Consider the following 24,654-nt stretch of genomic DNA (forward strand, 5'->3'; position numbering starts at 1 on the left):
TGTGCTCCGCTCAGGTTGCCGCGCGGGCACGGGCCTGCAGGCGCAGGCGCTGGAAGTACACGTCCTCGAGGCCGGGGGCTACGGCGGCGAAGCCGTCGCCGGGGTCATTGGCGCTGTGTACGTGAATCACCGGGCGACCACCGACCAGGCGGGTGGACAGCACCACGTAGCGTGCCTCGTGGTCGGCCAGTTCCGAAGGATCGACCTGCTTGCGCCAGACCTGGTGCTGCAACGCGTCGATGGCCTCGGTAGGCCGGCCGGTCAGCAGCACCTGGCCCTTGTTCATGATCGCCATCGTCGGGCACAGATCGGTCACGTCCTCGACGATATGGGTGGACAGGATGACCGCCACGTTCTCGCCGATGGCCGCCAGCAGGTTGAGGAAGCGGTTGCGTTCTTCCGGGTCGAGGCCGGCGGTGGGTTCATCGACGATCACCAGCCGCGGGTCACCCAGCAACGCCTGGGCAATGCCGAAGCGCTGGCGCATGCCGCCGGAGTAGGTGCCCAGCTTGCGCTTGCGGGCGTCCCACAGGTTCACCTGCTGCAGCAGCCCATCGACCACCTCGCGGCGCTGCGCGCGCTGGGTCAGGCCCTTGAGCACCGCGAAATGTTCCAGCAGGTCCAGCGCGCTGACTTTCGGGTACACGCCGAAATCCTGCGGCAGGTAGCCCAGCCGGCGGCGCACCGCGTCCTTGTCGCGCAGTACGTCGATCGGCGCCTCGCCTGGAATGGTGAGGGTGGCCGTGCCGCTGTCGGCTTCCTGCAGGGTGGACAGCGTGCGCATCAGCGACGACTTGCCGGCGCCGTTCGGACCGAGCAGGCCGAACATGCCGCGCGGGATGTCCAGGGTGACGTTGTTGAGGGCATGCACGCCGTTGGCGTACGTCTTGGACAGCGAATCGATCTTCAGCATGCGACGTACACCTTTCCATGGGCGATGTCTGCGCGTTATCCGCGCATCGGCTTCCGTGCGCATCCGCCGTTGGTCATGGGGGGAGAATTCCGCCGTCGCACGTTGGGGCGTGGCGGGAGGTCTGGTGGCGCTTACCGGCGCAGCGACGATTCCCGCACCACCAGCTTCACCGGGATGCTCTGGCTCTCCACCGGTTGCCGGCCGATCAGCGCCAGCAGGCGCTCCACCAGCAGCTGGCCGGCCTGCTTGGTGTCCTGCTGCACCGTGGTCAGCGCCGGGGATACCGAGGCCGCCAGCGGGATGTCGTCGAAGCCGGTCACCGCCACGTCCTGCGGCACCCGTAGCCCGGCCTCGCGCAGGGCGCGCATCGCACCGATGGCGATCAGGTCGCTGGCGGCGCAGATCGCATCGATCGGTTCGCCGCGCGCCAGCAGCGCCTGGCAGGCCTCCTGGCCGGAAGCCTCGGTGGTGATCGCATCGTGCTGCAGCGCCGGTTCGGCAGCCAGGCCGTGGTCCTGCAGGGCCGCGACATGGCCGCGGTAGCGCTCCTGGAATTCGGGGTAATGGCTGGAGGCATGGCCGAGGAAGGCGATGCGGCGGCAGCCCTGCTGCAGGAGGTGGGTGGTGATGTCATGCCCGCCCTGGAAGTTGTCGCTGCCGATCGAGACACCGGGCTGGCCGGGCAGGGCGGCGCCCCAGCGCACAAAATGCGTGCCCTGTTCGACCAGCCGCTGCAGGCGGTCGCGCGATTCGTGGTAGTCGCCGTAGCCGAGCAGGATGATGCCGTCGGCCTTGTTGCTGTCCTCGTAATCGGCCTGCCAGTCGGTGGACAGCTGCTGGAACGAGACCAGCAGGTCCTGCCCGTGCAGCGCGCAGGCGCGGGTGATCGAGCCCAGCATCGAATGGAAGAACGGGTTGATCAGCGAATCGTCGTTGGTCGGGTCCTCGAAGAACAGCAGGGCCAGGGTGCCGGCGTTGCGCAGGCGCAGGCTGGAGGCGTTCTTGTCGACCTTGTAGTTCAGCTCGCGGGCGATGCGCAGGATGCGCTCGCGGGTCTCGGCATTGACCATCGGGCTGCCCCGCAGGGCCCGCGACACGGTCGGCTGGGAGACCCCGGCCAGGTGGGCGATGTCCAGGGAGGTGGCTTTGCCTTTGATCGTCATGGGCGCGCGGAAGGGGCTGGGGAAAAGGTGCCTGGGCATGATGCCATGGGGTGGCTGCAGGCAGACCCGCCCGATGCTGCTTGTGGTCAAGGTCGCAGGCATGCGACGGTCAGTGCCACAGCCTGATGGAGCCAAGCGGTGTCTTTTCGCCTGTACCCGGATGTTCCGGATGATTTCGAGGCGCGGATCCGTATCCTCGCGCCGGAGGAGGGCGGGCGGCGCAGCCCGGCCCGGAACGGTATCCGCTGGGACTTCGCCTACGCCGCTGACGCCGCTGACGCCGGGGCGCCAGAGCTGTTCATGATCTGGCCCGACTTCCGGCACGCCGAGGGCGACAGCTGGGCGACCGAGCTGCCGCTGCCGGTGGGCGAGCCCCTGTTGGCCGGCCTGACCGTGGTCAATGAGGTGCTGAGGGCTGGGCTGCACCGGGAGCGTATCCGGCCGGGCGTGCGCTTCCACTGCCATGAAGGGCCCAAGGTGGTGGCGGTGGGGGAGGTCACGCGGGTCACCGGCCTGCTGCTGGATCGCCCCCTGCTTCGTTGAGGTCGGTTCCGACCCGGATCGGCCGGATTCCCGACGGGCCGGGGGCGAAGGGAATGGTAAGATGCCTCGTTCCGATATCCCCCATTCGCAACCGTGGGAGGTCCAGCGTATCGGCACCCCGTCGGGTGTGCTATCACTGGTCCAGCCCCGGACAACGGAAGAATCCATCTATGGCGCGCGGCATCAACAAAGTCATCCTGGTCGGCAACCTCGGCAACGACCCGGACGTGAAGTACACCCAGAGCGGCATGGCGATCACCCGCATCAGCCTGGCCACCACCAGCGTCCGCAAGGACAAGGATGGCAACCAGCAGGAACGTACCGAATGGCACCGCGTGGTGTTCTTCGGCAAGCTCGGCGAGATCGCCGGCGAGTACCTGCGCAAGGGCAGCTCGGTCTACGTCGAAGGCAGCCTGCGCTACGACAAGTACACCGGCCAGGACGGCGTGGAGAAGTACTCCACCGACATCGTGGCAGATGAAATGCAGATGCTGGGCGGCCGCGGTGAAGGCAGTGGCGGTGGCGGTGGTGGCAACTACGGCGGCGATCGCCCGCAGCGTCAGCAGGCTCCACGCCAGGAGTACGGCGGCGGTGGCGGTGGCCAGCGTGGCGGCCAGGGCGGTGGCTATGGCAACCAGGGCGGCAACCAGGGCGGCGGTTACGGCAACCAGGGTGGCAACCAGCGCCCGCAGCCGCAGCAGGCTCCGCCGATGGACGACTTCGCTGACGACGATATTCCGTTCTGATCGAGCGCTCGTTCGCAGCAGAAAGAAAGCCCCGCTGATGCGGGGCTTTTCTTTTTGCGCGAAGTCATCTGCGTTGTGCTTCGCAGCATCAGTTTTCGTGCACCGCGACTTGCAAACAGACAATTTCCTCCCCTATGGTGCAATCGATTGCATTGCAGTGAATCGTTGCGTTTGATACCGGTTGGGAGGCCGGCAGGTGGATGTCCGTCCATTCGATCAGACCGGCCCCGGCGACGGGGCTCACGCGGCGCGATGCGCTGCGCATCGCAGTTGCCGGCAGCATTGGCCTGGGGGCCGCGACAATCGCGGGCACGCTGCCCGCATTCGCCGCCACCGCGCCGCTCAAAGGCAACCTGAAGCACTCCGTCGCCCGCTGGACCTTCCCGCAGCTGTCCGTCACCCAGCTCTGCGCGACGGTGAAGGACATCGGCTTCGCCGCGATCGACCTGGTCGGCCCGGAAGACTGGCCGACGTTGAAGGCCCATGGCGTGTACAGCTCGATGTGCAACGGCGCGGAGCTGGGCCTGACCAAGGGCTTTGCCGGGCGCCAGTTCCATGACCAGTTGGTGGAGCGCTACACGCGGCACATCGATCTGGTCGCCGATGCTGGCTACCGCAACCTCATCTGCTTCTCCGGCAATCGCAACGGCATGGATCCCCGCGACGGCATGGCCAATGCCGAGGCTGGCCTCAAGCGCATCCTCGGGCATGCCGAGAAGCGCGGCGTGGTGCTGGTGATGGAGCTGCTCAACTCCAGGGTCGATCACCACGACTACCTGTGCGATCACTCCGCCTGGGGCGTGGAGCTGTGCCAGCGGCTCGGCTCGGACAACTTCGGCCTGCTGTACGACATCTATCACATGCAGATCATGGAGGGCGACATCATCGCCACCATTGGAAAACACCACGCCTGCTTCAAGCATTACCACACCGCAGGCGTGCCAGGCCGGAACGAGATCGGAGACCAGCAGGAGCTCCACTATCCGGCCATCTGTCGCGCGATCCGCGACACCGGTTTCAAGGGGTATCTGGCGCAGGAGTTCACGCCTGCAGCGCCCGATCCCGTTGCCTCATTGCGCGAGGCGATCCGCCTCTGCGACGTCTGAAACGATATCCACCCAGGTGAGAAACCCATGGCAGATAATCACTACGACGCCATTGTTGTTGGCTCGGGAATCAGTGGCGGTTGGGCGGCGAAGGAGCTGACCGAAAAGGGCCTGAAGGTCCTGATGCTGGAACGTGGCCGTAACATCGAGCACGTCAAGGACTACGTCAACGCGATGAAGGAGGCGTGGGACTTCCCGCATCGCAATCGGCCAACGCAGGCGATGAAGGCCGACTTCCCGGTGCTGATGCGCGATTACGGCCTGGCCGAAAATCTGGAAGGGATGTGGGCCAACGAACAGGACTCGCCCTACATCGAGACCAAACGTTTCGACTGGTTCCGTGGCTACCACGTCGGCGGCCGCTCGCTGCTGTGGGGGCGGCAGAGTTATCGCTTCTCCGATCTGGATTTCGAGGCGAACCTCAAGGACGGGATCGCTGCTGACTGGCCGATCCGCTACGCCGACATCGCGCCGTGGTACGACTACGTGGAAAAGTTCGCCGGCATCGCCGGCACGCGCGAAGGCCTGGACGTGCTGCCGGATGGCGAGTTCCTGCCGCCGATTCCCTTGAACATCGTCGAGAAGGATGTGGCCGCGCGTATCAAGAAGGCCTTCGGCGGGACGCGCCACATGATCCACTCGCGCACCGCCAACATCACCAAGCCGATGCCCGAGCAGGGGCGCGTCAACTGCCAGTACCGCAACAAGTGCATCCTGGGTTGTCCCTTCGGTGCCTACTTCTCGACCCAGGCGGCGACGCTGCCAGCGGCGATGAAGACCGGCAACCTGACCTTGCGTCCGTTCTCGATCGTCAAGGAAGTGCTCTATGACAAGGATCGCAAGCGTGCCCGCGGCGTGGAGGTGATCGACGCCGAGACCGGGCAGACCTACCAGTACACGGCCAAGGTGATCTTCCTCAATGCGTCGTCGTTCAACTCGACCTGGCTGCTGATGAATTCGGCGACCGATGTGTGGGACGGCGGGCTGGGCTCTTCGTCCGGTGAGTTGGGGCACAACGTGATGGATCATCATTTCGGTGCGGGTGCTTCGGGCCGGGTCGAGGGCTACGAAGACAAGTACTACTTCGGCCGCCGTCCCTGCGGTTTCTACATTCCGCGCTTTCGCAACGTCGCAGCCGACAAGCGTGGCTACCTGCGCGGGTTCGGCTACCAGGGCGGTGCCAGCCGAAACGGCTGGTCGCGTGAGATCGCCGAGCTGAACATCGGCGCCGACCTGAAGGAAGCGCTGACCGTGCCGGGTGACTGGCGCATCGGCATGACCGGGTTCGGTGAAATGCTGCCGCACCACGACAATACAATCCGCCTGGACCACGACCGCAAGGACAAGTGGGGGCTGCCGGTGCTGGCGATGGACGTTGCCATGCGTGCCAACGAACTGGCGATGCGCAAGGACATGGCCGCCGATGCTGCCGAGATGCTGGAGGCGGCCGGCGTCAAGGACGTGAAGATGCACGACAACGACTATGCCCCGGGCAAGGGCATCCACGAGATGGGGACCGCGCGCATGGGACGTGATCGCAAGAGCTCGGTACTGAACCAGCACAACCAGGTCTGGGATGCCCCCAACGTCTATGTGACCGACGGTGCCTGCATGACCTCCAGCGCCTGCGTGAATCCCTCGCTGACCTACATGGCGCTGACCGCGCGCGCGGCCGACCACGCGGTACGCGAACTGAAAGCGGGGAACCTCTGATGGATCGTCGCGAACTGTTGAAGATGATCGTCGCCGCCACCGGCGCGGCCATGGTTGGATTGCCTGCGCTTGTGCACGGGCAGGCACCGGCGGGCGCCACGAAGATCCATTTCTCCGATGCCGATGTCGGCACGCTGGACGAGATCGCCGAGACCATCCTGCCGCGGACCCGGACACCTGGCGCGAAGGACGCCGGTGCCGGGTTGTTCATGGCGACATTCGTCAGCGATTGCTACACCGCCCGGCAGCAGGCGGCGTTTCGTGCCGGCCTCGCCGACATCGACAAACGCGCAGGTGGCCGCTTCGTATCGCTCACACCGGAAGCCCGCACCGGGTTGCTGCGAACGCTGGACGCCGAAGCCAAGGCACGCCCTGCCGATGTGACCGAGACCGGCACGCCTGAAGAGGGCGAGGCGATGCCGCATTACTTCACGATGATCAAGCAGCTGGCCATCTTCGGCTTCTTCACTTCCAAGGTCGGCGCGACCGGGGTGCTGCAGTACGTCGCCGTGCCGGGGCGCTACGACGGCGACCTGGCCTATGTTCCCGGCACGCCTGCGTGGGGGACCAGCTGATGGACACCACCCTGATGATCCGTCCTGCGTTGATCACCGCCAGCCTGCTGGCCGCTGCAACTGCATTCGCCCAGGACAGTGCCGACGCTGCGCGTGACCCGAAGAAGACCGAGGTGTGGACGCCGGTGCCTGCAGTCGTGGCAACGCCCGCGGGCAAGGCGCCGTCCGACGCCATCGTGCTGTTCGATGGCAAGGATGTCTCGGCGTGGGAGGCAGAGCAGGGCGGGCGTGTGCCCTGGACCGTCGCCGATGGCGCGATGACCGTGGTGCCGGGCAGCAAAGGCATCCGCACCCGACAGCGCTTCTGCGATGTCCAGCTGCATGTCGAATGGCGTACCCCCACCGAGACGAAGGGCTTCGACGGCCAGAACCGCGGCAACAGCGGTATCTTCCTGCAGGAACTGTATGAGCTGCAGGTGCTCGACAGTCACAACAACCCCACGTATGCCAACGGCCAGGCGGGTTCGATCTACAAGCAGGCCATGCCACGGGTGAACGCCTCGCGTGCACCGGGCCAGTGGCAGGTCTACGACATCATCTGGAAGGCGCCGCGCTTCTCGCAGGGCGGCGGCCTGACGTCGCCCGCGCGCATCACCGTGCTGCATAACGGCGTGCTGGTACAGGACGACACCGTGCTGGCAGGCAAGACCGAGTACATCGGTGCGCCTTCGTACGCGCCCCATGCGTGCGCGCCGCTCTATCTGCAGGAGCATGACTCCAAGGTCAGCTACCGCAACATCTGGGTGCGCGAACTGTAGCGCCCACCCGCTATTTCGCCAGGTAGCTGGCGATGTCATCGATTTCCTGTTGCGACAGCTGCGCGAAGGGCGGCATCAATCCGCCGCCCTTTCTGATCTTGTCCTTGATCTGCGCGGGCTGCAGCCGCTTGCTGATGTCGGTGAGCGCAGGAAACGCGCCCGGCATGCCAGCGCGATCGGCACCGTGGCAGGCCGTGCAGTTTGCGCTGTAGAGCTTCGCACCGGCCGCAGGGTCGTCCTTGCACCAGGCCGTGGTCGCAAGCATCGCGCCGCACAGGACCGCGGTCAGGGTGAAGCTCAATTTCAGGCGAGTGTTCAAGCGAGGCTCCTTCGCATCAGCGCGGTGCGCGAGCAGGTTGGTCGATGGCCAGGTGTTCACGCAGGTAGTCCGCGCCGGTCTGGATGACCTTGGCCGGGTTGCGCGGCTGGTCGTGCTCGATGATGTACCAGTGCACGCCCGCGGCGGCCGCGGCTGGCAGGATCGCGTTCCAGTCCAGTACGCCCTGGCCGACGGCGGCGAATCCGCCTTCGTCTTCAGCCTGGCCCTTGGGCGCATTGTCCTTGGCGTGCACCGCGAACACGCGATCACGGAATTTTCCCAGCATCACGGCCGGGTCCAGGCCCGCACGTGCGACCCAGGCCAGGTCCAGCTCGGTCTGCAGGTCGGGGCCGGCCGCTGCGAACAGCAGCTCCAGTCCGGTGCTGCCATCGAAGTCGACCAGCTCGAAGTCGTGGTTGTGATAGGCCAGGCGCATGCCCTTGGCTCGTACCTGTTTCGCGATCCTGCCCAGCTCCTGGCCCAGTGCGGTCCAGCCCGCGGCGTCTGTCGGCCGATCCTTCGCATCCAGGTACGGCACCACCAGCGTGGTGTTGCCGATCGACCGGTTGAACGTCACCACGCCGTCCAGATCATTGCGCAGCTCGGCCAGCGGCACATGCGACGAAACCGCCTTGATCGAATACCGGTCCAGCAGCCGCTTGAGCTCCGCAGCGCTGGCGTTCTGCGTGCCGACCGTCTCCACTGCGTGCACACCGGCGTCGTGGACGATCTTCAGCTGCTGGTCGAGCGACCCGGCGTTGCGCAGGGTATACATCTGCACCGCGATCGGTTTCTGCGTGCTGGCGGCTTCGTCCGCGAAAGCGGGCAGGGTGGCGAACAGCAGGATGAGACTTGCACTTCTACGGAAAAGAGCTTTCATCAACAGATCCTCCCGGGATTCAACCGATGGTGGTCCAGGCACGCGACCTGGCCGATGCAATGACACGGTCAACGATCTGCGCCGAGCGCAGGCCGTCCTCGAAGGTCGGCAGGCCCTGCGGCCGCTCGCCTTCAATGGCGCGATAGGTGTCGGCGACAAACGCCTCGAAACACTGGGCGTAGCCCTGTGCATGCCCGGCCGGCAGCACGGAAAGGCGGCGTTGTTCGGCACTGCCGCCGGCTGGCCCGCGCACGAAGATCTCCTCGCGCTGGTCGGGTCTTCCGATCCACAGCCGTTCGGCATCCTCCTGGTTGAAGACAACGCTGGCCTTTGCGCCATCGATCTCGAACCAGAGGCGGTTGTGGCGTCCGGCCGAGACCTGGCTGACCGTCAGTGACGCCAGCGTGCCGGCGCCGGTCCTGAACATCGCCGCGGCCACGTCCTCGCTCGTGACGGCCTGCATCGTGCTGGCGGCCGTTGGCGTGCTGAAGCTCTGTCCGCTGACGGCGCCGCGCTCGGCGATTACCGTGGAGAACGCCGCGCTGACCTCGGCGAAACGCTCGCCGCTGATCCACTCCACCAGGTCGCACCAGTGCGAGCCGATGTCGGCGAACACACGCGAAGTGCCTCCCAGCGCGGGGTCCACGCGCCAGTTGTTGCTGGCCGGGTCCAGCAGCCAGTCCTGCAGGTAGCTGCCGTGGATGAGGTGCAACGGCCCCAGTTCACCGTGGGCGATACGGGCGCGCGCCTCGCGCACCACCGGGTGGTAGCGGTAGACGAAGGGCACCGTGGCCACAAGGCCGCGCGAGGCCGCCAGCGCAGCCAACGCCTGTGCATCTTCCAGCGAGGTGGCCAGCGGCTTCTCGCAGATCACGTGCTTGCCGGCTTCCAGCGCAGCCTGGGCCATCGCGCGGTGCAGGTGATTGGGCGTGCACACGTGCACGACCTGCACCTGCGGGTCGGCGATGACCTCCTCAATGTCCCGGTAGGCGCGCGCGACATTCCAGGACTGCGCTGCCTCATGTGAACGCTGCGGTGACGAGGCGGCCACGCCGCGTACCTCGGCACCCGCCAGCAGTGCCGCACGACGATGCACTGCGCCGATCATGCCGGCGCCGACGATGGCGATTCCAAGCTTGGGCATCGACTGGGATCCTCAGGGCGTGGAGGGCGCGGCCGTGGCCGCCGGCCGGTCGCGGAACAGCAGCAGGAAGGCGACCAGCACCACCAGTGCAACGCCGGCCGGGAACAGCCAGATCTGCTGCCAGTCGGGGCCGGCCGCGGTGGTGAAGTGCTCCACCACCGCGCCGGACAGGAAGGTGCCGATCAGCATGCCCACGCCGTAGGTGGCCAGGGTGATGAACCCCTGTGCACTGCTGCGTGCGTCGGGGCCAGCGTGCGCGTCGGTGTAGATCTGGCCGGTAACGAAGAAGAAGTCGTAGCAGATACCGTGAAGTACGATGCCGATCACCAGCAGGGAGAAACCACTGCCCGCATCGCCGAAGGCGAACAGCGCGTAGCGCACCACCCAGGCCGCCATGCCCACCGCCAGCATGGTCTTCACTCCCAGCCGCACGAACAGGAACGGCATGGCCAGCATCAGCAGCACTTCGGAGACCTGGCCCAGCGACTGCAGGCCGGCTGCACCCCGCAGGCCCAAGTCGTTGAGATACGGATTGGTGAAGTTGTAGTAGAACGACAGCGGGATGCAGATGGCGATGGAAGCCAGGAAGAACACCAGATACGCGCGCGACTTCAGCAGCCGCAGCGAATCCAGCCCAAGGATCTGCCCGAGGCCGGCATCGCGCTGCTTCGCCAGCGGCGGCGTGTGCGGCAGGGTGAACGCGTACAGGCCCAGCACCAGCGATGCCACGGCCGCCATCTGGAAGGTAAGTTCGAGCCGGTGTGCCTGTTCCCAGCCCAGCCAGCCGATCAGCACGCCGGCAACGATCCAGCCGACGCTACCGGCCACGCGCACCAGCGGGAACTGCTTCTCCGGCGACTGCATGTGCCGCATCGCCACGCTGTTGGCCAGCGCCAGCGTCGGCATGAACAGCAGCATGTAGCCCATGACGCAGGCGGAGAACATGCTGAAACTGGTTGCCGTGGACGCCAGCCACATCAGCACCGCGCCGGCCAGATGCAGTACCGCAAGGATGCGCTGCGCCGCGAAGTAGCGATCCGCGATCAGCCCGACCAGGAACGGCGCCACGATGGCGCCGATGGACTGGCTGAGGAATGCCGTTGCCACCTGGCTGGCGCTGGCCTGCAGCGGGCCCTGCACCAGGTAGGTACCCAGGGTGACGAACCACGCCCCCCAGATGAAGAACTGCAGAAACATCATCGCGCCCAAGCGCGACATGGCGTGCGTCATGGCTTGCCCTCCCGGGGCGGTGTCGGCTCAGATTCCCAGCATGCGGTGCAGTGATCCCGCGTCCGTGCCGCTGTCGGCAAAGTCGTCGAAGGCGCGCTCGGTCACGCGGATGATGTGGTCGCGGATGAAGGCGGCACCCTCGCGTGCGCCGTCTTCCGGGTGCTTCAGGCAGCACTCCCATTCCAGTACCGCCCATCCGGGGAAGTCGTACTGGGCGAACTTGGAGAAGATCGCCTTGAAGTCGATCTGGCCGTCGCCAAGTGAACGGAACCGGCCCGGGCGATCGATCCAGTCCTGGTAGCCGCCGTACACGCCGCTGCTGGCACTGGCGTGGTACTCCGCATCCTTCACATGGAAGGCGCCGATGCGCGCGTGGTAGCGGTCGATGAAACCGAGGTAGTCCATCTGCTGCAGCAACAGATGGCTGGGGTCGTACAGGATCTTCGCGCGCGGGTGGTGATCGACCACATCGAGGAAGCGTTCGAAGGTCGCGCCGTCGTGCAGGTCCTCGCCCGGGTGGATCTCGAAGCACAGGTCCACGCCGCAGGCGTCGAACGCATCGAGGATGGGGCGCCAGCGGCGGCCGAGTTCGGCGAAGGCTTCCTCCACCAGCCCCGGTGGGCGCTGCGGCCAGGGATAGAAATAGGGCCACGCCAACGCGCCGGAGAACGTGGCATGCGCGGTCAGCCCCAGGCGCTGGCTGGCCTTGGCCGCCAGCAGCAGCTGCTCCACTGCCCAGGCCTGGCGCGCGGCGGGGTCGCCGCGCTTGTCCGCTGGCGCGAAGCCGTCGAACAGGCCGTCGTACGCAGGATGGACCGCGACCAGCTGCCCCTGCAGATGGGTGGACAGCTCGGTGACCTGCACGCCGTGCCCGGCCAGCATGCCGGCGAGGTCGTCGCAGTACGCCTGGCTGCGTGCGGCCTCCGCCAGATCGAACAGGTGGGGCGCCGTGGTGGGGACTTGTACGCCAGAATAGCCGAGACCCGCGGCCCACCCGGCCAGCGTGTCCAGCCGATCAAAAGGAGCTGCGTCGCCGATGAACTGCGCCAGGAACAGCGCTGGACCCTTGAGCGTCTTCAACGTGATTCGCCCTCGATGCAATCGATTGCATTATCCTAGCAGGGGCTCACGCAGGACCTGTTGTGCACTGCACAGCGGGCAGGAGAACTAACGCCATGGCCACCATCTACGACATTGCAAAGCACGTCGGCGTCTCCGCAGGCACGGTGTCGCGGGCGCTTTCGCGGCCGGACAAGGTCCTGCCGGCCACCCGTGCGCGCATCGAGCAGGCCGCCACCGCGCTGGGCTATGTGCCCAACACGGTGGCCCGCACGCTCAAGACCCAGCGCAGCGGCAAGATCCTGGTCACCGTCCCGGACATCGCCAATCCGTTCTTCGCCCAGATCCTGCAGGGCGCGGAGGACGCAGCGCAGGCCGTTGGCTACGCGGTCCTGCTGGGGGACACCCAGCATCAACCGGATCGCGAGGAGCGCTACGCGCAGATGCTCCGGCGCAACGAGGCCGACGGCATGATCGTGCTGGGGCATCGCCTGCCCCCCACGGCGCGTGACATCGTCGAACAGCGGGGTGCCGCCGCGCCGGTGGTCAACGGCTGCGAATTCGATCCCGCGCTGGGCATTCCCAGCGTCCACATCGACAATGCGGCCGCCGCGCGCGCGGTGATGGAACACCTGTACGGGCTGGGACACGAACGCATTGCGGTGGTCGGTGGACCGCCTGACAACCCCCTGCACCAGCAACGGCTGGAAGGGGTGCGGGCGGCCGGCAAGGCGCGTGGACGCCTGCGTCAGCTGAACATCGTGCCGGGTGACTTTTCGGTGGAGTCCGGCCATGCCGCCGCGATGGCGATGTTGGCCGCCGCGCCGGTACCGACTGCGGTCTTCTGTTTCAGCGACCAGATGGCGCTGGGCACCCTGGCGGCCTGTCGGGAGCTGGGCATCCGCGTGCCGGAGGATCTGTCCATCGTCGGCTTTGACGACCTAGCCTCCTCGCGCTACCTCACGCCGCCACTGACGACGATCAGACAGCCGATGCGGGAGATTGGTGAGCGCGCGGTCAACCTGCTGCTTGCCATCATCGAACACGTGGATGTGCCGCTGCAGCAGACGCTGGATTTCACCCTGATGCTGCGGGGCTCGACGGCTGCACCCAGGGCCGGGTGAGGGCAGGGCAGAGCGCGCTGCCTCATGAGTGTCGCCAGATGGCTTCTGCAACCTTGATCCCGAATTGACGCAGAGCTGTCAGACTCACCGCAGGCAGCCCGGCAAGGGCCTTGGTGGCAGCTGCGATCGCTCAAGGGGGTCGGCAATGCCGTTCTTGACGGACTCGACCGAGGTCTCGGTCGAAGGCATCGGCGCGGCACGGCGCATCGGCTGGATGCGTTTCGTGGGCAACGGGTTGGGGGCGATCCCCATTGCTTCGATCATGCTCGAACGCCAGGACGGTGCGCTGGCGTGGGTCCTGCTGCTGCTCAATGCACTGGCCTGGCCGGCGCTCGCCCTCGTGCTGACCCATCGCTCACGGCAGCCCGCGGTGGTCCAGTTCCGCTGCATGGTGATCGATTCCTTCTTTGGCGGTGGCTGGATCGCCTTCATGGGGCTCAGCGTGGTGCCCAGTGCGTTGTTCGCCGCGCTGCTGGTCGCCGACAAGATCGCCGCCGGCAGGGTGAAGCTGGCGGTACGGGCCACACTGGCACTGGCAATTGGGTTCGCGCTCACCTGGTGGGTACTCGGGTTTCCCTATCAGCCGGTGTCATCGCAGCGCACGATCGTACTCAGTGTGCCGTTCCTGTTCGTCTACGGCATCGGCCTCAGCATCCTCAGCTGGCAGCTGGCGCGGCGGGTGAAATCGCAGAACCGCCAGTTGAAGCGGCTGAGCCGGATGGACCCGCTGGTGGAGCTGGCCAACCGCGGCTTCCTGATCGTCCGCGCACAGCAGGCCCTGGACAAGGCGCAGGGGCAGGGTGGTTTCGCCTGCCTGCTGATGCTTGATGTGGATGACTTCAAGCGCATCAATGACTCGCATGGTCATCGTGCCGGGGACGAAGTGCTGCGCCATATCGCCTCCACCTTGCGCGCCTTCGCCCGGCCCGGCGATACCCCTGCGCGGCTGGGAGGCGACGAGTTCGTCGTGCTGCTGCAGGACTGTGCGCCCATCGATGCGATGCATGTGGCAGAGCGGGTTCGTCTGCACCTTCTGGAAGCAGCACGGCAGGCAACGCCGGGCATCGAGTTCAGCGTCAGCATCGGCATTGCTGCCACGCCGCGGGGCGGCAGCGTCGAGGACTGGCTGGCATTGGCCGACCGCGCGCTCTACCACGCCAAGCGCCAGGGCAAGAACAACGCCAGCTATGGCGAATGAGTCGGCGCGGGCTGCAGCAGTGCTGTCGCAGCACGAGGCCTGATGCCCGTTCATCCTGCACCCGGAATCGTCGCCGCCAATCCTCTACCATGGGCCACCCCGCCCGGACGCGCCGCCCATGCAAGACGCCCTCGTTGCCCAGCCCAAGCCCCCTGTCCCGAGGATCGCGGCCTGGCTGATGATGCTGCTGGGCATGTGGCTGGCGTTGAAGCTGGGCCTGGTGGTAACCCTGCTGTCGGGGCTGCTGGTGTTCCAGCTGACCCACGTGCTGGCGTCGACCGTGGAAGGCAGGCTGCCGCCGGGACGGGCGCGGGCAATCGCGGTGATCGTGCTGTCGGCGATCATCATCAGCGGACTGGTGCTGGCCGGCATCGGCGTGGCGTCGTTCTTCCGCAACGAGACCGGCGGGCCGGACGCGCTGCTGGCGCGGCTGATGGACATCCTCAATTCGTCGCGCCACCAGGTACCGGCGCTGCTGCAGCCGTATATCCCCGAAGACATGCCGGCGCTGCGTGCGGCGCTGAATGACTGGGCCGCCGAACACCAGCGCCAGTTGGGCGTGGCCGGCACGTCGGTGGTGCAGGTGGGCGTGCGCGTACTGATCGGCATGGTGCTGGGGGCGATGATCGCGCTGTACGACGAACTTCCGCTGCCGAAGATGGGGCCGCTGGCGCAGGAGCTGATCGGCCGCACCAGCCGCCTGGCCACAGCGTTCCGCCAGGTGGTGTTCGCACAGGTGAAGATCTCGCTGCTCAACACCGTGTTCACCGCCATCTTCCTGCTGGGCGTGCTGCCGCTGTTCGGCGTGCATCTGCCGCTGTCCAAGACGCTGGTACTGATCACCTTCATCGCCGGCCTGCTGCCGGTGGTGGGCAACATCATCTCCAACACCATCATCACCATCGTCGCGCTGTCGGTCTCGTTCTACGTGGCCGTGGCCGCGCTGCTGTACCTGATCGTGATCCACAAGCTGGAATACTTCCTCAACGCACGCATCGTCGGCGGCGAGATCCAGGCCCGTGCCTGGGAGCTGCTGCTGGCCATGCTGGTGATGGAAGCAGCATTCGGCCTGCCTGGCCTGGTGGCAGCGCCGGTGTTCTACGCTTACGTGAAGCGCGAACTGGTCGACCAGCGCTGGATCTGACCCGGCGTGACCTGTCGCATCTGACCGGCTGGACGGGGGCGCCGGCGTTGTCGGCGCGTTCGCGCGCGCTGCGCTATATCCCTCCCTGCGGATCGTACGGCGCTGGCTTGGCGCCGCCGGAGCCGCTCGCTACAGTGAGCCGCACTTCAGGGGAATTCTGCATGGCCCGCAAGGCATCGCCCATCAGGTTGCGGACCTGGGTCTGGATCCTGGCTGGGCTGTTCGTGGTGTGCACGCTGCCGTTGATGGCCATCGCCCTGATCCAGGGCACGCTGCGCTACACCGGTGCGGAAGACAACCTGGCCAGCCTGCGCCAGCTGCGGCAGACCTTCGATCTCGCTAACCTCGCTTCGGCCGAGCGCGGCCCGGCCAACAGCCTGCTTGGGGCTGATCCGGCCGACGCCACCGAACAGGCGCGGCTGACCGCGCAGCTGGCGGCCGCGCGCAAGCGGGTCGACACCGCCATGCTGCAGCTGGAGACCGTGTTCAAGAACGACCCGGGCGTGCCGGATGAGCGTGGCCTGCTGGCCGACGCGCAACGTCGCCTGCAGTCGGCGCGGGCTGCGGTGGACCGGGTGGTGGCGCAACCGCACGATGCGCGCCGGGTGGAGGAGGTTGAGCGTGCAATCAGCGGCATGTTCGCCGTGGTTGATCGCCTGCACCTGCTGACCTCGGCACAGATCAACGTGCTGGTCAGCGCCGACCGTGAAGCGGCGATTCCGGCGATGCAGGGCCAGGTGCTGATCGATCTTCGCGAACATGGCGGCCGCCTGGCCTCGAACGTGATGGCCCCGGTGGCGGTACCGGGGGCATGGCGCGAGGAACAGGTACGCGCTGCACTGCAGACCGAGGGCCGCCTGCTGGAGCTGTGGCGGTTGGCGGGCAGCCATGAGTCGGTGTTCCGCAGTGACCCGGAACTGTCATGGCACTGGGACATGGCACGACGGCAGTTCTTCGGCGAATCGCTGCCGATGATCGAGCAGTTGATCGAGGATGGCCGCCGTGGCGTACCACCGCCGTGGACCGCTGCCGAATTCACCGCGCGCTACGTGCCTACCCTGCAGTCGCTGGAAGCCTTGCGTGATGGCTACCTGAGCGTGTCCATCGCCCGCTACGAACGCACCCGCAACCGCGAGGCCATGCGCCTGGCTGTGCTGGTGGCGACCGCGCTGGGCACGCTGGTGGTGCTGGGCGTGGCCCTGCGCATTGCTCACCTGCAGATCCTGCAGCCATTGCTGCAGGCGCAGAAGCAGGTGATCCAGCTCGCCACGGATGCACCCGGCCCGGAGCAGCATGTCACCCATCCGCTGGCCGAGATGCAGCGCCTGTTCGACGCCATCGAAGTACTACGTGAGAAATCGCGCGAGCGCTCGGCACTGACCAGCGAGCTGCGCCAGCTCGCTGGCACCGACGAGCTGACCGGATTGTTGAACCGGCGCGCGCTGGATGAGGTGGTGCAGCAGAGACACGCCGGGGGCGATGCAAGCGCCGTGGTGATCCTGCTGGACGTGGATCGCTTCAAGGCGATCAACGATGGCCATGGCCATGAAGCCGGCGACGAAGTGCTGGTGCAGGTGGCGCAGTTGCTGCAGCACCACCTGCGCCGCAGCGACAGCATTGCCCGCTATGGCGGCGAGGAGTTCCTGGTGCTGCTGGCCGACGGTGATCTGGCCGGTGGTCGCCAGCTGGCCGAGTCATTGCGATTGGCCCTGCAGCAGATGGACATCGCGCTGGCCGGCGGCACCGTGCTGCGGGTGACCGCCAGTTTCGGCGTGGCCGAGGGCGGCACCGACGCGCTGGGCTGGCGCACTCTGCTGCGTGCCGCCGATGCGGCCATGTACCGGGCCAAGGCGCAGGGGCGTGATCGGGTACGGGTGGCAGGGGGCGGTCGAGGCACCCGCTGATCGTGGCATTCATCGCCGGCGCACGTGGTCCTGCCTAGACTGGCCCTCCGATCGCCGCAGGAGCCCTCCATGATCTTTCGCCCTGTTGTTGCCACGGCACTGCTGGCCGGGTTGTTGGCCGGCTGTGCTTCCACCGCTTCCCAGACCAGCGCCGACGCGCCTCGCCATCCTTCCATCGCTGCCGATCTGAGCCCGGTACCGGCCTTTACCGGGGGTGGCACTGGCTGGAGCATCGAGATCGCCTCCACAGGGAAGGGCAACCACGACGCCAGCCTCAGTGCCGATGGACGCACCCACAAGGGCGTGCTGCGCTACCTCGGCCAGCCGGCCGATGCACCCGGTTCGCTGATCGTGCTCAACGGTGAGCTGGACAAGCAGCCGGCCATCGTCGAGATCAAGCAAGAGTCGTGCCGCAACACCGAAGGCGTGGACACGCTGGCCAGCGTGCAGGTGACGATGGAAGGGCAACCACAACGACGTGGTTGCGGTCATCTGGCCGTGTACTGATCCTGTGCGCCGTCGTGCTTGAGATTCCAACCCTGCACACCGTGCGTCTGTGGCTGCGTCCACAGCAGCTGGATGACTTCGGTGTCTATGCCGCGTTCCTGGCCTCGCCGCGTGCGCGCGGCATGGGGGGGCCGTTCGGTGAGGTGGCGGCGTGGGGCCAGTTCTGCCACGACCTGGCCAGCTGGCATCTGTTCGGTCATGGCGCGTTGATGATCGAGCGCAGTGATACCGGTGCCTGCATCGGCCAGGTGGGGATCAATCATGGCCCGTTGTTTCCTGAAAAGGAGCTGGGCTGGTTGCTGTACGACGGCCATGAAGGGTGGGGCTTTGCCACTGAAGCGGCCGGTGCACTACGCGACTGGGCGTTCGAGGTGGCGAAGCTGCCGACGCTGGTCAGTTACATGGCGCCGGACAACCTGGCATCGCAGGCCGTCGCGCGGCGCCTGGGCGGTGTGCTCGACGCGCGCGCGGTGCGCAGTGATGCCGATGATCTGGTCTACCGCTACAGCACCAGGTAGTGCCGGCTGCTGGCCGGCATCACCGGTGCACCGGGCGCGTCATCCACGTATGTCAAGCAATGACCCATTGCGCGGCACGCCCGGGCTTTGCCATCCTCCCTGCTGTTTTCCGTAGCGTGGAATCCCGATGCGTCCTGCGTTCTGGCTGGCTTTGGCTCTGCTGCCCACTCTGGCGGTGGCGCAACCCGCGCGTACTCCCAAGGCCAAGGCCCCGGCGCAGGATCCCTTCAGCGAGCTGTTCGACACCGCCTGCATGCAGCACATCGGTGCCCCGGCGCGGTTGCAGTCGCTGATGGAATCCAATGGGCTGTCGCCGCTGCAGCCCGCCGAAGCCGCGACGCTGTTGCAGGGGCAATCGGGCGTGGCCTGGATGGTGCCTCTGGCCAGTGGCCGCTATGCGGTGAGCTGGGCTGACGATGGCACGTGTACGGTCTACGCCGAAAAGGCCGACGCGGCGGTCGTGCAGAAGGGATTCGCCCGGTTGGTGCAGGCCGCACCCAAGCCGTTGCAGGTGCGATCGCTGCCAGGGCGTGGGCCACTGTCGGCCGATCAGGTGGCCATCCAGTACGGCTGGGCCACGCCGGGGCAGGGCAAGCTGCAGGTGCGCTTCCGCCTGGTCACGCGGCAGGCGGCCGATGCAGGCGTGCAGGCGATGGCCTCGGCGGCCCCGGGCGAAGCGATGCTGGAGCAGGGCGCGCCTGGGCCCTGACAGGGGCCACGCCCGCGATTCAGCCTTTCACGCGGCGTGTGGTATATCGTTTATCGATAAATCCACCCCGGGGCGGCGAGGCCACCCCAATGCCGGAGGCCGCTTGACCGCTCGTCCCGCCCGCGCCAGTTCCGCGCGAGGTCTGTTCACCCTGGCCCAGTCCGCCGTACAGGCCGTCCGGGCGATGTGCTGGCTGGGCATCCTGGCCGCACTGCTGGCCGTGCCGCTGGTCGCCCATGACCGCCGCTGGCTACTCGACAGCGTCCATGATGCCGGTGCTGTTGCCGCACACGGCAACGACCTGTTCCTGCACTTCTGCCTCGGCCTGGGCGCGATCGTCGCGCTGCTGGTGCTGTGCCTGCTGTTCCTGCGCCATCTGCTGCGGCTGCTGAAGTCGGCGGCGCGCGAGCGGCCGTTCACCCACGCCAACGCGCAGCGCCTGCAACGCATGGCCTGGCTGATGCTGGCGATGGAGCTGCTGTCGATCCTGATCGGCGCTTACGCGGCCTGGATGGGGCCCGACTTCACCTGGATGGAGGTGGGCGGCGGCATGTCGATCACCGGCCTGGTGGCGGTGCTGATGCTGTTCGTGCTGGCGCGCGTGTTCGCCGTGGGCGCAGCGATGCGCGATGACCTCGATGGTGTCATCTGATGGCGATTGTCATCACCCTGGACCGCATGCTGCAGGAACGGGGCATGACCCTGTCCGAGCTGGCCGGGCGCATCGACATCACCCTGGCCAACCTGTCGATCCTGAAAACCGGCAAGGCGCGTGCCATCCGCTTTTCCACCCTGGATGCGATCTGCCGTGAGCTGCAGTGCACGCCCGGTGATCTGCTCGGGCATGACCCGACGCAGGCGCAGGACGCTGACTGAGTGCTTTCCCTTTTTCCCTCCCTACTGACGAAACGGACCTGAAATGGAATGGTTGGCTGACCCCTCGATATGGATGGGCCTTGCAACCCTGGTCGTGCTGGAGATCGTTCTCGGCATCGACAACCTGGTGTTCATCGCGATCCTTGCCGACAAGCTTCCGCCGCACCAGCGTGACCGCGCGCGGGTGATCGGCCTGGCGCTGGCCCTGCTGATGCGGCTGGTGCTGCTGGCCGCGCTGGCCTGGATCATGAAGCTGACCGAGCCGCTGTTGACGCTGTTCGACCACAGTTTCTCCGGACGCGACCTGATCCTGCTGGGTGGCGGCCTGTTCCTGCTGTTCAAGGGCACCATGGAGCTGCACGAACGGCTGGAAGGCCGCGAGCACCACGAGGATGGCAAGAAGGTCTACGCCAGCTTCGCGATGGTCGTGGCACAGATCGTGGTACTCGACGCGGTGTTCTCGCTGGACTCGGTGATCACTGCGGTCGGCATGGTCGACAACCTGGGCGTGATGTACGCCGCGGTGACCATCGCGATGGCATTGATGCTGGTGGCCAGCAAGCCGCTGACCCGCTTCGTCAACAAGCATCCCACGGTGGTGGTGCTGTGCCTGGGCTTCCTGCTGATGATCGGTTTCAGCCTGGTGGCCGAGGGCCTGGGCTACAAGATCCCGAAGGGCTACCTGTACGCGGCCATCGCTTTCTCGATCCTGGTCGAGGCATTCAACCAGTGGGTACGTTTCAACCGCGAGCGCAACGAGCGCCGCCAGCCGTTCCGCCAACGTACTGCGGATGCGGTGCTGCGCATGCTGGGCGCGCGCCCGACCAATGGCCACGACGACGAAAGTGCTGACGAACACGTCGATGCCGAAGAGCGCCTGCAGCCGGCCGAGCACGAGATGATCCGCAGCGTGCTGGGGCTGGCGGATCGCCCGGTGTCGAGCGTGATGACTGTGCGCGCCGACGTGCAGTGGATCGACCTGGCGCGTGGACAGGACGACGTGGTGGCACGCCTGGTGGCATCGCCGCACACCCGCCTGCTGGTCGGCGACGGCGACCTGGACAGCCTGCGAGGCGTGGTGCAGAGCCGCGACCTGCTGGCCGACCTGCTGCAGGGCAAGCCGCTGCAGCTGGAAGGCAACCTGCGTGAGCCGCAGTACGTGCTGTCCAGCGCCAGTGCGCTGCAGGCGCTGGAACTGATCCGCCAGCACCCGGTGCCGTTGGCGGTGGCGGTGGACGAGTACGGCAGCGTGGAAGGCCTGGTGACCGCCAACGACCTGTTGGCGGCCATTGCCGGTGACCTGGTCGACACCCAGGACGAGCGCTATGGCGTGGTCGCGCTGGGTGAAGATTGCTGGGAGGCCGATGGCGCGCTGACCTTGGACGATCTGCAGCGCCTGGCTGGCGTATCGCTGCCGCGCAGTGCCGACTACATGACCATCTCCGGCCTGGTGCTGGAGCAGTTGGGACGCCTGCCGGACATCGGTGACGCAGTGGAGATTGCGGATGTACGCATTACCGTACTGGCGATGGAGAAGCGTCGCATTGCCCGCCTGCGGATTGAACGCCTCGGCCATCTGTAGCGTCGAGCCCTGCGCGATTGGGGTTCTGTAGCGTCGAGCCATGCTCGACTGCTTCCTGAGCAGCCGAGCATGGGCTCGGCTCTACACAATACGGCCCGCAGCCGTCACCATTGCGTGCCCGCTTTCCTTCCCGGATGGTTGCAGTGCTGAGTACGATCGGTTTGTTGATGGGCCTGTATGTGGCCTGGCGCCTGTTCTGGCCACTGCGAATGCCCATCGGGTTGAAGGTCGTGCTGTCGCTGCTGCTGGTGGGCGTGGGCGTGCAGCTGCGCATCGTCGCCACCTTCTGGGGCACGATGGCCTCGCCCGAGATTCCGAAACTGGCCATCGCCACGCTGGCCACCGGCTCCACGGCGGTGTTGCTGCTGGCGTTGCTGATGCTGGCGCTTGATGTGGGCCTGGTCGCTTCCCGCCTGCTGCGCTGGCCACGTGCGGTAGCCGCATTGCGTACGCGGAGTCTGCGACCGGCGGCCGGCATGCTGGCCTTGCTGGTCAGTGGCTACGGCGTCAGCCAGGGCATGGCCGTACCCAAGCCCCGGCAGATCGACGTGGCGATCAAAGATCTGCCGGCCGCATTCGACGGCTATCGCGTGCTGCAGCTGACCGACATCCACGCCAGCCGCCTGCTGACCGGTAACTGGGTGCGCAGGGTGGTGGACCAGAGCAACGCGTTGAAACCGGACCTGATCGTGATCACTGGCGACCTGATCGACGGCAGTGTCGAGGCCCGTCGCGACGACGCGCGACCGTTGGCCGATCTGCAGGCGCCGGATGGCGTCATCGCCATCACCGGCAACCACGAGTACTACGCTCAGTACCAGGACTGGATGCAGGCGTTCCGCGCGCTGCACATGCAGGTGCTGGAGAACAGTCACCTGCAGGTGCGGCGCGGCGATGCGGCGCTGACCATCGCCGGTGTCACCGACCCGGTGGCTACACGCTATGGCCTGCCGCTGCCGGATCTGGACGCCGCATTGGCCGGTGCCGATCCCTCCGCGCCGGTGATCCTGCTCGACCATCGCCCGCGCAATGCACGTGAGGCCGCTGCGCGCGGTGTGAAGCTGCAGTTGTCCGGGCATACCCACGGCGGGCAGATCATCGGCATGGACCAGCTGGTGAAGCGGGCCAATGGCGGCTATGTTTCCGGCCGCTACGAGGTGGACGGGATGACCCTGTACGTGAGCAATGGCGCTGGCTTGTGGGCCGGATTCCCCGCGCGCATTGGCGTGCCGTCGGAGATCACCCTGGTGACGCTGCGCCGCGCGCCTTGACCGGAGATGGGGTCAGAGCTGGAAAGACCCATGGCCCATTCCCGCGCACCGATGGAGCGCCTTATCCGCGCCAATGCCGACGAGATCAACCGGCTCCGCCAGGTGATCCGCGATACCGCAGGTGCACGCTGGCGTGGGCCGGAAGAACGGGAACGGCACGCTGCGGCCTGTGCCGAGTTCCACCAGCACTACGAGCAGCTGGCGTTTCCGGGAGGCTATGCCAACGCGTTGACACGGCTGGCCGAGCACGACCCGAATACGCTGGATGTCGCGCTGACCTTCCTTGAAGTGCGACCCTATTTTTTCCGTTCCGGATACATGTGGAAGACGCTGTTGAAGCGCGTGCAGCGGGTATCCATGGGAACGAAGCAGCGCGCGCGGCTGCAGAAGATCCTCGGTGCCTACGCAGCGTACCGGGCGGGAAGCCGGCACAACCGGTAGCTCCACGCCATGCGTGGAGATCGTGCCGCAGCCAGCATCCCAGCCGGCCCCGGATCGGCGATCATCTGCACCGGGTTCTGAAACCAGGGAACACGCAATGCAGGGAACGCATCATTCAATCCGGCATCCGCGCCACGTCGCGCTGCTGGCAGGTCTACTCGTGCTGGCGGCATGCCAGCGCACACCGGATGCGCCGGCCGGGGCCCCCCCAAAGGGCACACCGCTTGCCGCCCCGGCCACGGCAACAGACCTCTCTCCGCTACTCGATGTCCTGCCAACCTGCGCGCTGGACGGCTGGTACATCGATCAGCAGACTGGGCGTCCGGCTCATCCCTGGTTGGCTGCGAACGCGCCGAAGCCTTGCAAGGAGGACGAGGAGAACGAGATCGCCACGTTCTGCGTGCAGGGGCAATGGAAAGGATTGCCGGTGGAGGAGGTGATCCTGCCGACGATGACGTTCGTTTCATTCCGTGGTGCGAAGATCGGCCTGCCGCTGGAGAGGGCACGCTCGATTGTCCGCCATCAGTTCGGGCAGGATTTCCCGGGCGGTCCGGCCTACGAGGCGGGACGCGAGCCGAAATTGATGGCCGATCCCGAGGATGCACAGCGCTCGTGGCTGCTGTGCAGCACGCCGGAACCGGGAGACGACCTGGACAACCAGGCAGGCGTGAGCTATTCCGGCATGAACCTGCCCTACGACCACGACGGGTGCAGCTATCGCTACAGCCCGGTCGATTTCTGCGATGCGCAGCACGTGGTGCGCGTCGAGGAAGCGCTCAGGAACGAGAAGCCCAACTTCAACCAGCACTACCTGCTGGTCCAGGTCGATGATCGCCCCGAGTTTTTCCAGCGCTCGGTGGTGCTGGTCGACACCCGCACGGGTCGCGTCACGCCATTGCCGGTCGATGCGTTTACCGGTCCGGCGGAGAAGGGGGGAGACGCCATCCGCTACGGAACCCTCGAAACGGGCGTCGACCAGCAGCAGTTCTGCCTGGATGGTGCGCTGCTGGTCTACCGCGTGTTCGAACAAGGGCGCTTCTGCTTCGGCTTTGACGGTGAGCGCTTCACCGGGCATGAGACGCAATACATGCAGGCAGCGGGCACTCCGTAGCCAAGGATTCCAGTACGCCAGCGGTCGCCGCCGCGCGTCTCCCGTCGGCGCAGGCCGTCATTGATCGTGGTCAGCACTTCCATGGGCGTGGCGGGGGCGAACAATGGCGCCCTCCCCGAA

General features: G+C 66.5%; 26 protein-coding genes. 19 read left to right on the forward strand and 7 right to left on the reverse strand.

The window, feature by feature from the left end; all coding sequences use genetic code 11:
• Nucleotides 1–10: 10 nt before the first annotated feature.
• Both ACW5IY_RS05510 and ACW5IY_RS05515 read right to left on the reverse strand, forming a co-directional pair.
• On the reverse strand, nucleotides 11–913 hold the full coding sequence (locus ACW5IY_RS05510) for an ABC transporter ATP-binding protein (RefSeq protein ID WP_049434530.1): 903 nt from the start codon (nucleotides 911–913) through the stop codon (nucleotides 11–13).
• 131 nt (nucleotides 914–1,044) lie between these two features.
• A complete protein-coding gene (locus tag ACW5IY_RS05515; protein ID WP_024956968.1) occupies nucleotides 1,045–2,076 on the reverse strand; it encodes a LacI family DNA-binding transcriptional regulator in 1,032 nt (343 codons plus the stop codon).
• A gap of 138 nt (nucleotides 2,077–2,214) precedes the next feature.
• On the opposite strand from ACW5IY_RS05515, the gene ACW5IY_RS05520 reads away from it, so the two are divergent.
• The 6 genes from ACW5IY_RS05520 to ACW5IY_RS05545 all read left to right on the forward strand — a co-directional run bounded on the left by ACW5IY_RS05520 (nucleotide 2,215) and on the right by ACW5IY_RS05545 (nucleotide 7,517).
• On the forward strand, nucleotides 2,215–2,619 hold the full coding sequence (locus tag ACW5IY_RS05520; RefSeq protein WP_049434531.1) for a hypothetical protein: 405 nt from the start codon (nucleotides 2,215–2,217) through the stop codon (nucleotides 2,617–2,619).
• A 170-nt stretch (nucleotides 2,620–2,789) separates the two neighbouring features.
• Entirely contained in the window at nucleotides 2,790–3,365 is a 576-nt protein-coding gene (locus ACW5IY_RS05525) for a single-stranded DNA-binding protein (protein ID WP_049434534.1), read from the forward strand.
• Nucleotides 3,366–3,565: 200 nt separating this feature from the next.
• Nucleotides 3,566–4,471: a hydroxypyruvate isomerase family protein gene (locus tag ACW5IY_RS05530; RefSeq protein ID WP_049434535.1), complete on the forward strand. Its 906-nt coding sequence runs from the start codon at nucleotides 3,566–3,568 to the stop codon at nucleotides 4,469–4,471.
• A 27-nt stretch (nucleotides 4,472–4,498) separates the two neighbouring features.
• Nucleotides 4,499–6,184, forward strand: a complete 1,686-nt coding sequence (locus ACW5IY_RS05535; protein WP_049413477.1) for a GMC oxidoreductase — start codon at nucleotides 4,499–4,501, stop codon at nucleotides 6,182–6,184.
• Nucleotides 6,184–6,759, forward strand: coding sequence for a gluconate 2-dehydrogenase subunit 3 family protein (locus tag ACW5IY_RS05540; protein WP_049434537.1), 576 nt, complete (start codon nucleotides 6,184–6,186; stop codon nucleotides 6,757–6,759). Before ACW5IY_RS05535 ends, ACW5IY_RS05540 begins: the two co-directional genes overlap by 1 nt.
• Complete coding sequence (locus ACW5IY_RS05545) at nucleotides 6,759–7,517, forward strand: 3-keto-disaccharide hydrolase (protein WP_049434676.1); 759 nt, start codon at nucleotides 6,759–6,761, stop codon at nucleotides 7,515–7,517. Before ACW5IY_RS05540 ends, ACW5IY_RS05545 begins: the two co-directional genes overlap by 1 nt.
• A 10-nt stretch (nucleotides 7,518–7,527) precedes the next feature.
• On the opposite strand, the gene ACW5IY_RS05550 is transcribed toward ACW5IY_RS05545, so the two are convergent.
• The 5 genes from ACW5IY_RS05550 to ACW5IY_RS05570 all read right to left on the reverse strand — a co-directional run bounded on the left by ACW5IY_RS05550 (nucleotide 7,528) and on the right by ACW5IY_RS05570 (nucleotide 12,170).
• Entirely contained in the window at nucleotides 7,528–7,782 is a 255-nt protein-coding gene (locus tag ACW5IY_RS05550; RefSeq protein ID WP_049413537.1) for a c-type cytochrome, read from the reverse strand.
• A 70-nt stretch (nucleotides 7,783–7,852) separates the two neighbouring features.
• Entirely contained in the window at nucleotides 7,853–8,716 is an 864-nt protein-coding gene (locus ACW5IY_RS05555) for a sugar phosphate isomerase/epimerase family protein (RefSeq protein WP_010483479.1), read from the reverse strand.
• 19 nt (nucleotides 8,717–8,735) lie between these two features.
• Nucleotides 8,736–9,860 carry a Gfo/Idh/MocA family protein gene (locus ACW5IY_RS05560; protein ID WP_019337062.1) on the reverse strand — a complete coding sequence of 375 codons (1,125 nt, stop codon included), beginning with the start codon at nucleotides 9,858–9,860 and terminating at the stop codon, nucleotides 8,736–8,738.
• 12 nt (nucleotides 9,861–9,872) lie between these two features.
• The gene (locus tag ACW5IY_RS05565; protein ID WP_049434539.1) at nucleotides 9,873–11,090 is read right to left on the reverse strand and encodes a nucleoside permease; all 1,218 of its coding nucleotides are present in this window, start codon (nucleotides 11,088–11,090) and stop codon (nucleotides 9,873–9,875) included.
• A gap of 27 nt (nucleotides 11,091–11,117) precedes the next feature.
• Entirely contained in the window at nucleotides 11,118–12,170 is a 1,053-nt protein-coding gene (locus ACW5IY_RS05570; protein WP_049434541.1) for a sugar phosphate isomerase/epimerase family protein, read from the reverse strand.
• 95 nt (nucleotides 12,171–12,265) lie between these two features.
• Between ACW5IY_RS05570 and ACW5IY_RS05575 the strand changes: the two genes are divergently transcribed.
• The 13 genes from ACW5IY_RS05575 to ACW5IY_RS05635 all read left to right on the forward strand — a co-directional run bounded on the left by ACW5IY_RS05575 (nucleotide 12,266) and on the right by ACW5IY_RS05635 (nucleotide 24,534).
• Nucleotides 12,266–13,273 carry a LacI family DNA-binding transcriptional regulator gene (locus ACW5IY_RS05575; protein WP_457327039.1) on the forward strand — a complete coding sequence of 336 codons (1,008 nt, stop codon included), beginning with the start codon at nucleotides 12,266–12,268 and terminating at the stop codon, nucleotides 13,271–13,273.
• A 145-nt stretch (nucleotides 13,274–13,418) separates the two neighbouring features.
• On the forward strand, nucleotides 13,419–14,471 hold the full coding sequence (locus tag ACW5IY_RS05580; protein WP_457327040.1) for a sensor domain-containing diguanylate cyclase: 1,053 nt from the start codon (nucleotides 13,419–13,421) through the stop codon (nucleotides 14,469–14,471).
• Nucleotides 14,472–14,589: 118 nt separating this feature from the next.
• The gene (locus tag ACW5IY_RS05585; RefSeq protein WP_019337057.1) at nucleotides 14,590–15,615 is read left to right on the forward strand and encodes an AI-2E family transporter; all 1,026 of its coding nucleotides are present in this window, start codon (nucleotides 14,590–14,592) and stop codon (nucleotides 15,613–15,615) included.
• Nucleotides 15,616–15,776: 161 nt separating this feature from the next.
• Entirely contained in the window at nucleotides 15,777–17,519 is a 1,743-nt protein-coding gene (locus ACW5IY_RS05590) for a GGDEF domain-containing protein (RefSeq protein WP_049434547.1), read from the forward strand.
• Between the two features lie 69 nt (nucleotides 17,520–17,588).
• On the forward strand, nucleotides 17,589–18,026 hold the full coding sequence (locus tag ACW5IY_RS05595; protein ID WP_049434549.1) for a hypothetical protein: 438 nt from the start codon (nucleotides 17,589–17,591) through the stop codon (nucleotides 18,024–18,026).
• Nucleotides 18,027–18,040: 14 nt separating this feature from the next.
• A complete protein-coding gene (locus ACW5IY_RS05600) occupies nucleotides 18,041–18,544 on the forward strand; it encodes a GNAT family N-acetyltransferase (RefSeq protein WP_049434677.1) in 504 nt (167 codons plus the stop codon).
• Between the two features lie 127 nt (nucleotides 18,545–18,671).
• Nucleotides 18,672–19,253: an NMCC_0638 family (lipo)protein gene (locus tag ACW5IY_RS05605; protein ID WP_049434550.1), complete on the forward strand. Its 582-nt coding sequence runs from the start codon at nucleotides 18,672–18,674 to the stop codon at nucleotides 19,251–19,253.
• Between the two features lie 184 nt (nucleotides 19,254–19,437).
• Nucleotides 19,438–19,905, forward strand: a complete 468-nt coding sequence (locus ACW5IY_RS05610; RefSeq protein WP_010483460.1) for a DUF2975 domain-containing protein — start codon at nucleotides 19,438–19,440, stop codon at nucleotides 19,903–19,905.
• Nucleotides 19,905–20,129 (forward strand): helix-turn-helix domain-containing protein, encoded by a 225-nt coding sequence (locus ACW5IY_RS05615; RefSeq protein WP_010483459.1) that lies wholly within the window; start codon nucleotides 19,905–19,907, stop codon nucleotides 20,127–20,129. The genes ACW5IY_RS05610 and ACW5IY_RS05615 overlap by 1 nt, the downstream gene beginning before the upstream one ends.
• Before the next feature lie 43 nt (nucleotides 20,130–20,172).
• A complete protein-coding gene (locus ACW5IY_RS05620; protein ID WP_049434551.1) occupies nucleotides 20,173–21,711 on the forward strand; it encodes a TerC family protein in 1,539 nt (512 codons plus the stop codon).
• Between the two features lie 134 nt (nucleotides 21,712–21,845).
• On the forward strand, nucleotides 21,846–22,982 hold the full coding sequence (locus ACW5IY_RS05625) for a metallophosphoesterase (protein WP_049434552.1): 1,137 nt from the start codon (nucleotides 21,846–21,848) through the stop codon (nucleotides 22,980–22,982).
• A 30-nt stretch (nucleotides 22,983–23,012) separates the two neighbouring features.
• Nucleotides 23,013–23,423 carry a hypothetical protein gene (locus ACW5IY_RS05630; RefSeq protein WP_049434553.1) on the forward strand — a complete coding sequence of 137 codons (411 nt, stop codon included), beginning with the start codon at nucleotides 23,013–23,015 and terminating at the stop codon, nucleotides 23,421–23,423.
• Nucleotides 23,424–23,520: 97 nt separating this feature from the next.
• A complete protein-coding gene (locus ACW5IY_RS05635) occupies nucleotides 23,521–24,534 on the forward strand; it encodes a hypothetical protein (RefSeq protein WP_049434554.1) in 1,014 nt (337 codons plus the stop codon).
• Nucleotides 24,535–24,654 lie beyond the last annotated feature (120 nt).

The sequence above is a fragment of the Stenotrophomonas sp. C-A genome (assembly GCF_054030835.1).